General features: G+C 30.0%; 12 protein-coding genes and 1 pseudogene. 2 read left to right on the top strand and 11 right to left on the bottom strand.

Going from position 1 to position 13,485, the window contains the following annotated elements:
- The 3 genes from Q0649_RS06000 to Q0649_RS05990 all read right to left on the bottom strand — a co-directional run.
- Positions 1-998, bottom strand: a 998-nt coding sequence (locus Q0649_RS06000; RefSeq protein WP_298838788.1) for a 3-deoxy-7-phosphoheptulonate synthase, incomplete at its 3' end; no start/stop codon positions are given.
- A gap of 632 nt (positions 999-1,630) precedes the next feature.
- Positions 1,631-1,813, bottom strand: coding sequence for a hypothetical protein (locus Q0649_RS05995; protein ID WP_298838786.1), 183 nt, complete (start codon positions 1,811-1,813; stop codon positions 1,631-1,633).
- Between the two features lie 25 nt (positions 1,814-1,838).
- A complete protein-coding gene (locus Q0649_RS05990; RefSeq protein ID WP_298838783.1) occupies positions 1,839-2,069 on the bottom strand; it encodes a nickel-dependent hydrogenase large subunit in 231 nt (76 codons plus the stop codon).
- A gap of 274 nt (positions 2,070-2,343) precedes the next feature.
- Between Q0649_RS05990 and Q0649_RS05985 the strand changes: the two are divergent.
- Positions 2,344-2,421, top strand: a pseudogene (locus tag Q0649_RS05985) (cold-shock protein); the annotation flags it as partial.
- Positions 2,422-2,561: 140 nt separating this feature from the next.
- On the opposite strand, the gene Q0649_RS05980 reads toward Q0649_RS05985, so the two are convergent.
- The 4 genes from Q0649_RS05980 to Q0649_RS05965 form a co-directional block, all read right to left on the bottom strand.
- The gene (locus Q0649_RS05980; RefSeq protein WP_298838780.1) at positions 2,562-4,841 is read right to left on the bottom strand and encodes a glycoside hydrolase family 65 protein; all 2,280 of its coding nucleotides are present in this window, start codon (positions 4,839-4,841) and stop codon (positions 2,562-2,564) included.
- A gap of 49 nt (positions 4,842-4,890) precedes the next feature.
- The gene (locus Q0649_RS05975; RefSeq protein ID WP_298838777.1) at positions 4,891-5,754 is read right to left on the bottom strand and encodes a carbohydrate ABC transporter permease; all 864 of its coding nucleotides are present in this window, start codon (positions 5,752-5,754) and stop codon (positions 4,891-4,893) included.
- A complete protein-coding gene (locus Q0649_RS05970) occupies positions 5,754-6,632 on the bottom strand; it encodes a carbohydrate ABC transporter permease (RefSeq protein ID WP_298838775.1) in 879 nt (292 codons plus the stop codon). The genes Q0649_RS05975 and Q0649_RS05970 overlap by 1 nt, the downstream gene beginning before the upstream one ends.
- Positions 6,633-6,740: 108 nt before the next feature.
- A complete protein-coding gene (locus tag Q0649_RS05965; RefSeq protein WP_298838772.1) occupies positions 6,741-8,003 on the bottom strand; it encodes an ABC transporter substrate-binding protein in 1,263 nt (420 codons plus the stop codon).
- Positions 8,004-8,340: 337 nt separating this feature from the next.
- Here Q0649_RS05965 and Q0649_RS05960 point away from each other — a divergent pair, with 337 nt between their 5' ends.
- On the top strand, positions 8,341-9,087 hold the full coding sequence (locus Q0649_RS05960) for an AraC family transcriptional regulator (protein WP_298838769.1): 747 nt from the start codon (positions 8,341-8,343) through the stop codon (positions 9,085-9,087).
- A 64-nt stretch (positions 9,088-9,151) separates the two neighbouring features.
- Here the strand turns inward: Q0649_RS05960 and Q0649_RS05955 are convergent, their stop codons facing one another.
- The 4 genes from Q0649_RS05955 to Q0649_RS05940 form a co-directional block, all read right to left on the bottom strand.
- On the bottom strand, positions 9,152-9,601 hold the full coding sequence (locus Q0649_RS05955) for a GNAT family N-acetyltransferase (protein ID WP_298838791.1): 450 nt from the start codon (positions 9,599-9,601) through the stop codon (positions 9,152-9,154).
- A 186-nt stretch (positions 9,602-9,787) separates the two neighbouring features.
- Positions 9,788-10,960: a cell wall hydrolase gene (locus Q0649_RS05950; protein ID WP_298838766.1), complete on the bottom strand. Its 1,173-nt coding sequence runs from the start codon at positions 10,958-10,960 to the stop codon at positions 9,788-9,790.
- 189 nt (positions 10,961-11,149) lie between these two features.
- Positions 11,150-11,851, bottom strand: coding sequence for a response regulator (locus Q0649_RS05945; RefSeq protein ID WP_298838763.1), 702 nt, complete (start codon positions 11,849-11,851; stop codon positions 11,150-11,152).
- Positions 11,820-13,442, bottom strand: coding sequence for a DUF4118 domain-containing protein (locus tag Q0649_RS05940; RefSeq protein ID WP_298838760.1), 1,623 nt, complete (start codon positions 13,440-13,442; stop codon positions 11,820-11,822). The genes Q0649_RS05945 and Q0649_RS05940 overlap by 32 nt, the downstream gene beginning before the upstream one ends.
- Positions 13,443-13,485 lie beyond the last annotated feature (43 nt).

The raw sequence follows: 13,485 nt of genomic DNA, 5'->3' as shown, positions 1-13,485 counted from the left end.
TTTTCAGTTTCTTCCCATCCTAAACATGCATCTGTTATGGATTTACCATAAGTGCCTCGTCCCACATCTTGTTTACCTTCTACAAGGTAGCTTTCAATCATAAATCCTTTTATCATTTTTTTAAGTAAAGAGTTATCTTTCCTACTCATTAACACTTCTCTAGCTATTCTCGGTTGCTCTTTATAAAGCTTCATTGAATTTGCATGATTAGTATCTACAATAATAGAAGGATTTTCAAATTTCTGTTTTTCATATTCATTAGCAATATTTATCAAATCTTCATAATGGTAGTTTGGAATATTTTTACCATAACAATCCACAGCCCCTCTTAAAACAGCATGTGCAAGTGGGTTTCCTGATGTTTCAACCTGCCATCCACTATATATAAAAGTATGACCATCCTGCGCTGCTTTAATTGAATTTAGCATTACAGTTAGATCTCCTCCAGTTGGATTCTTCATGCCTACAGGTATATCAACACCACTTACTGTAAATCTATGTTGCTGATTTTCTACAGAGCGGGCTCCAACTGCAATATACCCTAATAAATCTGAAAGATATGTATAATTTTCTGGATATAGCATTTCATCTGCAGCCGGCATATGATATTCACTTAATGCTTTTATATGAAGTTTTCTAATGGCCCTTAATCCTGCATCCATATCAGGTTCTTTACTTGGGTCTGGTTGCGAAGCCATACCTTTATATCCTTCACCTGTAGTTCTCGGTTTATTTGTATAAATTCTAGGTATGATAATGATAGAATCTTTTACTTTTTCCTGAACCTCTGCAAGCTTTCCTATATATTCGCACACTGAGTCTTCGTTATCAGCAGAGCACGGTCCAACTATAAGAAGAAACTTATCAGATTCATTCTCAAAAACTTTCCTTATCTCAGTATCTCTCCTTTTTTTAATCTCTTTAATATTATTTGGAAGAGGCATTTCTTCCATAATTTCCTTTTCTGTAGGCATTTTTTTTATGTATTTAATATTCATATCGCATTTTCCTCACTTTGTTTATTTATAATTTTATTCAACTAAAATTATAAGAGATTTTTTAAGTCAATTTGTTTGGTTATTGAATTATAACACAAATTCAGTTAATTGGTTGAATATTTTCATTTTTCATTTAATTTTATTGTTAAATTTTTTTATTAAATAATTAATAATATGATATACATATTCCAATTTGTGATATTTATATAATAAAACTCATTACCTTTTTAGATATATCTTCTACTTTCTCCTGTAAAACATTGCTTAAGCCAAGATTTATATCTAAATTATAAATTTCTATTCCTATAAAATACATTTAACTCATTTAATATAGAAAAACAAAATTCCACATCAGTTTCCCCACTAATAGTTTCAATACCGTTATCCTCTAATGCTTTTTTAATTTTACCTAAAATCAGAAGTGCTACTCAATCATCCATCATTAACATACTACCTATAGCAATAACCTTCTTACCCATAATAGAGCTCAGCCCCTTATTTTTCTTTTTACCTGTTTTAAAATCCATTCGCTTAATTCATCTATTCCCTCATTCGTAATACAGGATGTTTGAAAAATTTTCGCTTTATTATTTAATAATCTAATATCCTTATAAAACTCCTCTACCTTAAAATCAGTTCCTCAATTTATGTTTAAGCTTTGGATTTAATTTCTCAAGTATAGTTGTTTTTCCAGATCCCGGCGAGTTCATTAGATTTATAACAAATATACCTTCTTCATCAAATAGATTTTTATTTTTCTCATGAATCTCTTCATTAGTATTTATCATGTTAATACTAATCTTCATTTTACTCATTTTTTTATTATCGAAACCATTTTATTTAAAATAGATCAAATGCTCTCACTATGCACCCTATCTGTACAATTTCCCCTTTATATCTAGGTGCTCTAATAAAGGTATATGCTCCTGGCTTTTTTATATCTGTTTCAGCTGCATAATTTACAGGAACTTCACTTGCTTTAGAATATTTGTACCATGAAAATGCTGAGCCCTCTGTTATTGATTTTTGATCTATTTCCGTTATCAAACCATCAATGTAACTTGAAGACAAATTAGGAAATGCAAAATATTTTCTCCTAATTCATTTATTCATCTGCGGGAAGTGAATTAACTAAGGATTTTAATATCTATCATTCTGCTTCTAAAATGCATCTTTTTTTAAAATTCAGTACCATTTTTAGTAATTTTTTTTGAACATATATTTTTATAGTATTAGGGAAATATTAATATTATATAATAACATAATAATGAGGTTTATTTATGGACAACAATAAAAGTCACTTAAAATCTGATAAGAAAAGCAATGCAGAACTAAGAAAGATTTACATGAAGGTGAGGAAGTTCAATTTGATGTAGTAAATAGACCAAAAAGACTTCAAGCATATAACGTTCAAAAATTATAATAAAATAATATTTAGAGTTTAAATTTGCTATAAATGTTGTAGACATAAAAGTAGACACAAAATTAATTTTCTGTGCCTACTTCCATGAAATGCTTTGAATTTTTAATGTACTTTCATTCTCTTAAAAATAATAACCTAAGTTAATTTTCTATTTCTATTTTTTCATTAAAAACAAGTTCATATAATTTATTGTTAACTTTTAACTTAACTAACGAATGACTTTGACTTACTATTTCTGTTTTATCTTTTTTCATATGTACTTGAACATAACTTTCCTTATACAGAAATCTAAATTTAAGATCATTCCACTTTTGTGGAAGTTTTGGAGAAAGTGAAATAAAATCTTCTTTTATTCTAAGCCCTGCAAAACCATATACTATTGCCATCCATGTTCCACCCATATTAGCAGTATGAATTCCATCTTTTGTATTTCCATGAGTATCATCTAAATCTAATCTAGCTGTTTCTATAAAATATTTATATGCTTTGCCCTCGTATCCTATCTTAGATGCCATAATACTATACGCAGCGCAAGATAATGATGAATCATGAGTTGTTATCTTCTCATAATAGTCATATGAATTTTTAATAGTATCAAAATCCGATTCATCTTCCACAAGGAAATGAGCAAGTACAGTATCCGCTTGTTTTAATACTTGATATCTATAAATTGTTAATGGATGATAATTTAATAGTAAGGGATAGTTTTCTTTTGGCGTATTTTCAAAGTCCCATACAGCTTTGCTTAAGAAGGTATCATCTTGAGCATTTATTCCAAGTTCTTCATCATAAGGTAAATACATATTTTTATAAGCTTTTTCAAACTTTTGAACTTCTTCTTCGCTAAGGTCTATTTTATTGGTCAAATTATTTAGTACATTCTCATCCTTCTCTTTTAGCTGATGATATAATTTTGATGCCCACTTTAAATTATATTTTGCCATAATATTTGTATAATAATTATTATTTACTATTGCCGTATATTCATCTGGACCAGTAACTGTATCAATTTTAAATAATCCCTTATGAAAATGACCTATTTCAAGCCATATTCTAGCAGTTTCAAAAATAACTTCTGCTCCATATTCTTTTATAAAATCTATATCACCTGTTGCTAAATAATATTGAATATATGAATATGCTATATCACCATTAATATGGTATTGAGCTGTTCCTGCTGGAAAATAGGCAGAACATTCCTTACCTATCATAGTTCTCCAAGGATAAGCCGCTCCCTTTTTATGTCCTAGCTCCCTTGCTCTTTCTCTTGCATTATCTAAAATTGAATAACGATATTTTAGCAAACCCTTCGCAAGTTTTGGGTTACACAATGTGAAAAATGGTAAAATGAAGATTTCTGTATCCCAAAAATAATGTCCTTCATATCCTTCTCCACTTAAGCCCTTTGCTGCTATATTACTTTTAGGATCTTTACCTACCGCCTGAAGAAGTTGGTATATACTATATCTTAACCCCTGCTGAAGCTTTTCATCACCTTCTATATTAATGTCAGCTAAGTACCAGAACTCATCTAAATAATGTTTTTGCTGCTGCATCAACTTTTCAAAAGGTTCTTTACTAATTTTTTCTAATAAATCTATACCATAGCTAGCAGGGTTTTTATGACGTCTTAAATCTGTATATACATTATATTTAGTAAAGTTAATTACATCTTTACCCTTCTCAATTTTGAAAATCGCTTTTACATATTTACTTTCCATTTCAAACGTAGTTATACAATTAACATCGCAGCTATGATTTGTAGCTACTGCCGTAATTTTTTTAGAGTTTTTTGTTTGTGCTATTATCTGCATAATTCCATTTTCTGCCACAGCAGATTTTACAGATAATATATTAGCATTTCCTTTCCCTACTCGTGGGTCACCTGGATCTGTATAATTTATTACATCACCGTTAATTCCAGATTCTATAATAATTTCTTCATCAAAATTAACTTTTTCCATTTCATAATTAATGATAAATAACTCCAAATATTTAAATGAAGTTAATCTTGTTATTTTAATCTTAAGCTCGTTTCCTTGCGGTGAAACCCACCATATTTCTCTTACATAACACCCTGCTTCCATATCAAGATATCTATTAAAGCTTTTTACATTCCCCTCAAATAAAGAAAATTTCTCTCCACCTATTATTATATTAACATCCTGTGCATCTATGACATTTACAATCTTTTGTTTAGTTTCTGGGAAAGCATAAGCCTTTTCTCCATATTGTATAGCAACTTCTTCATAAAATGCATTTATGTAGGTTCCTCTAGTTGTTGGATAATTATCAGGATACTTCTCTTCAAAATTGCCTCTAATGCCTATATATCCATTTGAAACATTAAATATACTTTCATTTTTTAGAAGATCTTTTGTTTTTAAACTATTATCACTTATAATCCAGTTTTTTTTCATATTTTATACTCACTTTCTCATATATTTGTCTTATAATTCTAGTATTTTATTATTTAACAGCTCCAGCCATAAACCCTTTAATAATATATTTCTGTGAAAATAAGTAGAAAATGATTACTGGCAAAATTGTAAGAACAAGCCCTGCCATTGCCATATTCCATTGTATTGTAAATTCACCAAAGAAATAAAATGTTGCAAGTGGAATTGTTCTTAAATTTGGATCTCTTAATACTAGTGATGGCAATAAATAATCATTCCATATCCCTATTACATTTAATATAGCAACTGTTGCTGTAACTGGCTTTAGGGTAGGAAACACTATTTTCCAAAAAATCTGAAACTTGTTACATCCATCTATCATTGCAGCTTCTTCGAGTGACCGTGGAACTCCTTTTATAAAACCATGATATAAAAAAATAGCTAAACTACTTCCAAAACCAACATTCATAAAAATAAGGCCATAAAATGTATTTATCATTGAAAAGTTAATTGAACTTATATCCCAACTATTCATGTATTGCATTAATGGAATCATAACCGATTGAAAAGGAATAAGCATTGTAACTATAAAAATCATTAATATAACATCTGCAATCTTTGAACTACTTCTTACTAAAGCCCAAGCTGTCATTGAAGATAAGACTACTATTATAACAGTACTTATTATTGTTACAGTAAGAGAATTGAACAAAGCCTTAAAAAAGTTCATCTTATTAATTGCTGCTAGGTAATAAGAAAAATCCAACGATTTAGGTAGTCCCAATGTATCTGTAAATATTTGTTCTCTTCCTTTGAAAGAATTTACTATCATAATATACATAGGAAATAAGGTTATTGCTGCTACAATAAAACCTAAAATAACAATAATTTTAGATGATTTAGACTTAGATTTGCCTTTTACTTTATCCTTCATTACATCTCAACCTCTCTTTTCTTAGTAATATAAATCTGTATAATAGTAATGACCATTATAACTAAGAAAAACATGATAGCCTTTGCCTGTGCCTGTGCGTACTTATTAGAGCTAAATGCTGTTTGAAATATATTCATAGTAATTAGTTCAGTTTTCCCATATGGGCCACCATTGGTTAGTGATAAGTTAGTATCATACTGTTTGAAAGCATTCGATAATGTAATAAATAAACTTATTGTAAAACCAGGCGCTATTAGTGGTAGTGTAATATTTTTAAATATACTCCACTTGTTTGCCCCATCTATATCAGCTGCTTCTAGAACTTCTTCAGATATACTCTGTATAGCTGCTATATATATTATCATTACGTACCCTGACATTTGCCATACACCTACAATAACTAAAGCCCAAAATGCCATGGTTGGATCATTAAGCCAATTAAAAAATATTTTTGATGTATGTGTCATTTCACCGATACTTTGGAATAATTTTGTAAATATAAATTGCCATATGAACCCTAAAACTAGTCCACCAATCAAGTTAGGTACAAAATATATTCCCCTAAAAAAATTCTTATACTTAATTTTTGAAGTTACCAGAATTGCTAGTGCAAGCCCCATTATATTAACCAGTATGATCATAGCAACAGTATACTTTGTTGTGAGCCAAAATGATGAAAGAAATTTACCATCGCCAAAGGAATCAGCGTAGTTTTTAAATCCTACAAAGTTGGATCCTTTAAAAGCAAAACCATCCCAATTCGTAAAAGAGTATACCGTACCCATAATAAAAGGAATAATAACCACATTTATAAATACAAATAATGATGGAATAACAAACAAAGCAGTAGTTATTTTGCTTTTGACCTTTTTATTCATAGCTTATTTCACTCTCCTTTCTACATTTTTATATAGATAAGAGCCTCATATAATGGGCTCTTATTTATAGTGTTAAATCCTCTCCTGTGGAGCTGCAATAATAATTCTCTATTTTTGTGCTGCATTTTCCCAAACTTTTTGTATTTGTTCTAATAATTGATCTGATGTTGTTTTACCAGCATAAAACTCTTGCATTGCACTTGTACAATCTTTGTCAACACCTGCTGGGAATAGATTAAAAGTCCATGGTACTGTCTTTCCACTCTTTGAGTATTTAGAAACTTCCTGTGCTAAAACAGGTAATTTACTAGTATCGAAACCATTGTATGCAGGAATTACTTTAAATTGATTAGTAACGATCTTCTGTCCTGCTGGACTAGTTAATAACCAGTCGAGGAACTTAATTCCTCCTGCTTGTTGCTCTTTTGTTGCTGCACTATTTACATGGAAAAAGTTTGTATTGCCTACTGCAAGTGATGTGTTACCATTAACTGGCATTGGAATCATACCATAGTCAAACTTAACTTTGTATTGATCCATTATTGATTGTGCCCAATTACCCTGGTGAATCATAGCATATTTACCTTGAGCAAATCCTGCAACCTGATCATCATAGCTGTCCAAAGCAAGGTTTGTATATGGTTTTAGTTTTGTTAAGTCATTTGCAAATTGTTTAACCTCGGGAACATCTTTTAATTTTAGTTGTCCACTTATAACCTTTGGAATAACCTCTTTGTAATTACTCATTACTGCAAATGGCCAGTTAAATGGATGCATAAACTGAAAATAAGTTTCTTTTGAAAAAGCTAATGGATGTACAACGCCTTTAACTTTTGCAACTTTTGCACATGCTGCATCTAAATCATCCATTGTTTTGATCTTTGTAGGATCAACTCCTGCAGTTTTAAATATTGCCTTATTATATATTAATCCAATGCCCTCTATTGCCAATGGTAAACCATATAGTTTTCCATTTTTCATCGCATCTTCCTTTTGTCCTTTAGCTATGTTTTTTGCTGCTTTTGCTGAATCCATTGGAGCCATATACTTGAAAAATTTATCAAATTCACTTCCGCTTTGACATGTAAAAACTGTAGGTGCCTTTGCTGGGGCAGATGCAAATTGTGACTGCAGAGTTGTTACTAAATTATCTCCTGTAGATCCTAAAACTTGGACCTTAACACCACTTTGAGACTCATTAAAAGTCTTCGCTGCAGCTTCAAGCTGTGATTGAATTTCAACCTTGTTTTGAATTACTGTAACTACTACAGGTCCTGAAGTTGAGCCAGAAGTGTTGGATGAGCATCCAACCAAGGTAGATAATGATACTGCAATCGCACAAATAATACTCAATGATTTTTTACTTTTCATATTGATTGCCCCCTATTGTTTTGTTTTATCTGAACTATTTGAATATATCATCCAACGTTAGAACAAATAAAGTCACACATAAATAAAAATATTAAACTTTATTAAACGATTACACGGTTGTCATGATTTTAAAAATTCAAATATTATTTCACATTAAATAGTACTTATTTATTCCAAAATCATTAAACTGTATATTGACATTATATATTTATAATTTTATAATTTGTATATAATGTTAATATATTGTACACTTTATTAACATTAATTTCTTAAAATGCACTATAAAGTTTCCATAACAAATAGAGCAATTAAAATCTTCTTTTGTGAGGTGAAATTCGTGAAAGACATTTACATTAAACTTGAACATACAATGACTAAAAATAGATATACAGCTTATATCCATCCTCCCTACGCGCTTGAATGCAGACTTGTTCAAGCTATTTCGCAAATGGACCACACTAAAAGTATTGAAACCTTGAATAAAATCAACTCAATGGAACGAGCGCAATTATCAACGGAGCCTTTTATCTCACTTAAATATTCTATTATAGGTTCATGTACACTTTTTACAAGAGCAGTAATTGAAACAGGCCTAGATTCTGAGACTGCCTTTATGCTAAGTGATTATTATATTAATCTTATTGATAAAACCTCTAACAATGATGATCTTAAAAATGTAGAATATGCAATGCTAGATGACTTTATTAAAGTTTTGAAAAAATATAAAGAATGTTCTTTTAACCCCCTTATAAATCGTTCAATTAGCTATATTAGAAAAAATGTGGAAAATAATCTATCATTAAAAGAAATTTCTTCCTTCCTACATATACATCCAAATTATCTTTCCGCTGCCTTTAAAAAAGAAGTTGGTAAAACCTTGACGGAATATATTAGTGAACTAAAAATTGCTGCCATTAAAATGTATATAAGCAATACCAACCTCAGTATTAATGAAATAAGCTGTACTTTTAATTTTAATCATAGAACCTATTTTTGCCGCTATTTTAAATACCATACTGGTTTTTCTCCAACGCAGTATAGAAAACAATGTTCCTCTATAAATTCGTCATTAGTAGATTCATAAAAGCACATAAAAATACCCCCTAAAGTGACTTTTGATGTCTACTCTAGAGGGTGTATATTAAACTTTAAATTAACTTTTTATATACCATATCTATATGTGGAATATTATCTTCTAGATACTCTTTTGAAGTTTGTTTAAACCCAAGGCTTCCATAAAAATTAACCAAATATGATTGTGCTTGAATCTTAATCTCTGTCTCATTTAAAATTTGTTCTATAATATCTATTGCTTTTATCATCATTTCTCTTGCTATACCAATAGATCGATAATTTTTATTTACAAGCACTCTCCCAATAGATACCTCATCAAATGATATGCCTTTTTCTAAAATTCTTAAATAAGAAATAATTTCACCCTTATCCTCTAAATATAGATGATACGATTTTTTATCTTTATCATCACAGTCCTGATAAGCACAATTTTGTTCTACAATAAATACTTCATTTCTAATTTTTAAAATCTTATATATTTCTTCACATTTGAGCTCTTTAAACTTCTTTAGTTTCCAATTCAATATTTTTTCCATTATGCCCCTTCCTACTAGATGACTTAAACTACATATCCTTATTATTGCAAACAAAACATTAAACAAATTTAGAAGACGAATATTTAATAAAAATTTAAAATTGTATATATAAGGGGAATTCACAAGTGAACTCCCCTTATAGTAAATACTATCAGTATTTTATATTCAATTTCATTATAGAAATGTTAAAGCGCCTATCCTTATAGAACCTGATTGTGATGAACCTGCTGGAGCACTACCACTGTAAAAAAACAGTGCATTATTGGTTGGATCAGTTCCACTAAGTGCTGCATTCGCAGCTCTGACAGCATTTGCTGAAGCAGTCCTATTAATGTTACCATTTACTACTGGTGTAAATTGATATATTCCATAGGATTTCTCATTAATAACAGCACTTATTGAGTTTGGAAAACTTCCGCTCCTAACTCTGTTTACAACTACTGCACCAACCGCAACCTGAGCATTATAAGACTCTCCTCCGGCTTCTGCAGTTATTAATCGAGCTAGCAAGTTCAAATCACTTGCTGTATAGTTAATTGCTGAATTTTTGACTACTACAGGACTAGCTTGTACTGATTTTGAACTAGCTGACTTAATATTTTTGACAACTCGCTTTGCTTGTTTAGCTTGTTCAACTTGCGCAATCTGTGCTACTTGTGTGGCTTTTCTTTCTTCGGCAGCTTGTTTTACTGCAATAGCCTTTCTCATTGCAATGGCTTGGTCTATTACAAGTTGTGCACCATATTTATTTTCCAAAGCATCTAATTTTAACGCTAATAAATTTTGGTCGGCCTTTTGTTTTGATAAAATAGCCAACTCCTCTTTATTATCTGCTCTTAAAGATAGTAACTTTATATTTCCTTTGTCTAATGCTACCTTCTTTAAATTAATTGCTTTCTCTTTTATTTTCATATCATTAATAGCTTTTTGATCAAAAGTTACTATTGTTTTGATATTTTCTACTCTAGATATAAAATCATCAATACCCTTTGCACCCAAGATAATTTCTATATAACTAGATGAACCATTCATATACATTACTCTCATTCTTTTATTAAAAATAACTTCTTCAGCTTTAATATTAACCTCTGCTTTTGCAATATTTACTTTGGTTTGCTTAATATCCTTTTGTACTATAGTTATATTACTTTCGTTCTTATTAATTTTAGACATAATTGTTTCACGCTGATTATTCATCATCTCTACTTTATTTTCAAGATTGCTTTTTTGAGTTTGAACCTGCTGAATTTTCACTTTATCTGACGCAGAATCTGCATATACGCTAGTAAAACTAAAACACATAATTACAACAAGTGCCATTACGGCTGAATTTAATTTTTTATTCAATTTTCATTCCCCCTACATAACATTTTATTTATGGATATATTATGTTTAAAAGTTTTTATCATCTCAACATAATAACACACAGAGCATCATTTAGCAAATATTGGCTTTTAAAGTTATGTCATCTCCGCGTATTTTATCAATAAAAAGTAAGTTAGGGTGTGAAATTAGACTTGTTACATCCTTGAATTGTTATTCATCAATTAAACGATACCCTACTCCAACCTCTGTTAATATATACTGTGGTTGCGCAGGATCGATCTCTATTTTTCTTCTTATATTAGCCATGAATACCCTAAGTGAATGTGTATCGTTTTCAAAATAATTTCCCCAAATTTCATCAACTATGAACTTATGAGTTAACACTCGTCCTGAATATTTTGACATTAACTCGATTAATTTGTATTCCATCGGTGTTAAATGTATTTCTTTATCTAAAATAGTAACTCTGCGTTTTTCAAAATCTATTTTTAAGTCCTTTACCCTAAATACCGATAAAACATTACCTTCTGAATTAATATTTTGATTAAAATGCCTAAGTGCTACTCTAATTCTTGCCAAAAATTCTGCCACGCTAAATGGCTTAGTCAAATAATCATCTGCCCCTCTATCTAATACTTCAACCTTTTCTCTTTCATGTCCGCGTGCTGAGACTACTATTATCTTAGCTTTTGTAAACTCCCTAACCTTCTCTATAACATCTAGTCCGTCAATATCAGGTAACCCTAAATCTAAAACTATTATATCTGGATTATGAGAAAAAATAAGTGTTATAGCAGTATTTCCAAACTCAGTTTCCATACATTTATATCCCTGTGCCTCGAGGGAAATTTTCATAAATTTTTGAATAGGTTTATCGTCTTCAACTATTAAGATCAAAGGTTTTATATCCATTGCCATCACTCCTTATTATTGGTAAACTAAATTTAAAAGTTGCTCCACCTGAAGAGTTGTTAAGTGCTTCCATCTGACCACCATGTGCTTCAATAATTGATTTACAAATAGCAAGTCCCAGTCCTATTCCTCGCTTTTTAAGGGAAATACCATTAGGTTTTGTATAAAATCTATCAAATATGTATGCCACATCTTCCTTCGGTATTCCCTTACCATTATCTGACACCTCAAAGACTACAATTTCTTCCTTTTGAATAACCTTTATTTCAATAATAGAATCACTTTGTGTATATTTTATAGCATTATCAATTAAATTAATAAGTACTTGTTCAATTAATAATCCATCTACAAATAATATAATCATTTCTTCTGGTAGGTCAGTTTTAATATTATGTTTTCCTAAGAATTTAGTAACTTTAGATATAGACTCAGAAATTATTTCTTCAACAATCTCCACATCTTTCTTTATTTCAAGCCTACCTTCATCGAGTCTTGTCATACTTAATATATTTTCAACTGAATGTATTAGCCAACTTGTATCTTCATATATATTTTTTATAAGCTCTTTTTTAGTATCATTATCAAGCACATCATAATTATCACTAATGGTAGAAATACACCCTAATATTCCTGCAAGTGGCGTTCTTAAATCATGAGATATTGATCTTAAGAGGTTACCCCTAAGCCTTTCTCTATCCTTTTCCATATTTACCTGTCTTTTCTTTTCATATAAATCTTCCCTTTCAATAGCCAAAGCCATTTGTGTAGCAACAGACTGTAGTAGAATCTTTTCATTTTCAGATAAAATGTTTTCTTTAAAACAAGCTATCCCAATAACTCCAAGTATTTTGTTTTGCCCCATAATTGGATGATAATAACCAACACTAGATTTTGGAATTTCAGCCTCAACACCTACTGATTTTCCTGTTTTAAAACATTTTTGCGCTCCTTCGACTTCGATGACAGATTCAAAAATCTTTTTATCATATTGATCATTAAATAGATAAATATTGGGTTTGTTTAAATTGTTATTAATGTCTACGATAGCTATCATAATAGTTCTATTAAACATATCAATTAAATTTTGACCACAAAACTCGACTACTTGTTTTTTATCTTTTGCTGTAAGCAATAAATTATTTATTTTATATAAAATTCGCATCCTGTTTTCACGTACAAAAGATATATTGACTTGTGTTTTAACTCTTGAAGTTAGAGTACTTGTAATAATTGCGGCTATCAGCATAACAACAAAGGTTACAGGGTAGTCTGATCTGTAAACTAAAAAGCTATAATATGGTATAGTAAAGAAAAAATTAAATGCTAACACTCCAATTATTGCAGCCAAAACCCCATAAACATATCCCTCAGTATTTCTTGCTACAAATAATACCCCTAAAATAAATACTATTATTACATTTGACTCATGGAATCCAATTTTCCTAAAGATCAGTGATAACATAGTGAATAAAGTCATAATGACTATGGTTTCAAACGCATTGGTAAATATACGTTTAATTTCTTCATAACCATTGTATTTATGTTCACTAAAAGCTTTAAAAATATTCTCGTCAAATCCACCTTTTTTCAACTCTTCCACCCCTCACCCAATATATTTAATCTTTTTACTAAAA

The sequence above is a fragment of the uncultured Clostridium sp. genome (assembly GCF_937920395.1).
Lineage (GTDB): Bacteria > Bacillota > Clostridia > Clostridiales > Clostridiaceae > Clostridium_AD.
The sequence above is the reverse complement of the archived record's forward strand: the minus strand, read 5'-3'. Positions and strand labels throughout refer to the sequence as shown.

What these genes read in the sequence shown, in the direction of transcription:
- Q0649_RS05995 (WP_298838786.1), bottom strand. Translation starts at nt 1,813, where the DNA reads ATGAGTAAAATGAAGATTAGTATTAACATGATAAATACTAATGAAGAG.
- Q0649_RS05980 (WP_298838780.1), bottom strand. Translation starts at nt 4,841, where the DNA reads ATGAAAAAAAACTGGATTATAAGTGATAATAGTTTAAAAACAAAAGAT.
- Q0649_RS05975 (WP_298838777.1), bottom strand. Translation starts at nt 5,754, where the DNA reads ATGAAGGATAAAGTAAAAGGCAAATCTAAGTCTAAATCATCTAAAATT.
- Q0649_RS05970 (WP_298838775.1), bottom strand. Translation starts at nt 6,632, where the DNA reads ATGAATAAAAAGGTCAAAAGCAAAATAACTACTGCTTTGTTTGTTATT.
- Q0649_RS05965 (WP_298838772.1), bottom strand. Translation starts at nt 8,003, where the DNA reads ATGAAAAGTAAAAAATCATTGAGTATTATTTGTGCGATTGCAGTATCA.
- Q0649_RS05945 (WP_298838763.1), bottom strand. Translation starts at nt 11,851, where the DNA reads ATGGATATAAAACCTTTGATCTTAATAGTTGAAGACGATAAACCTATT.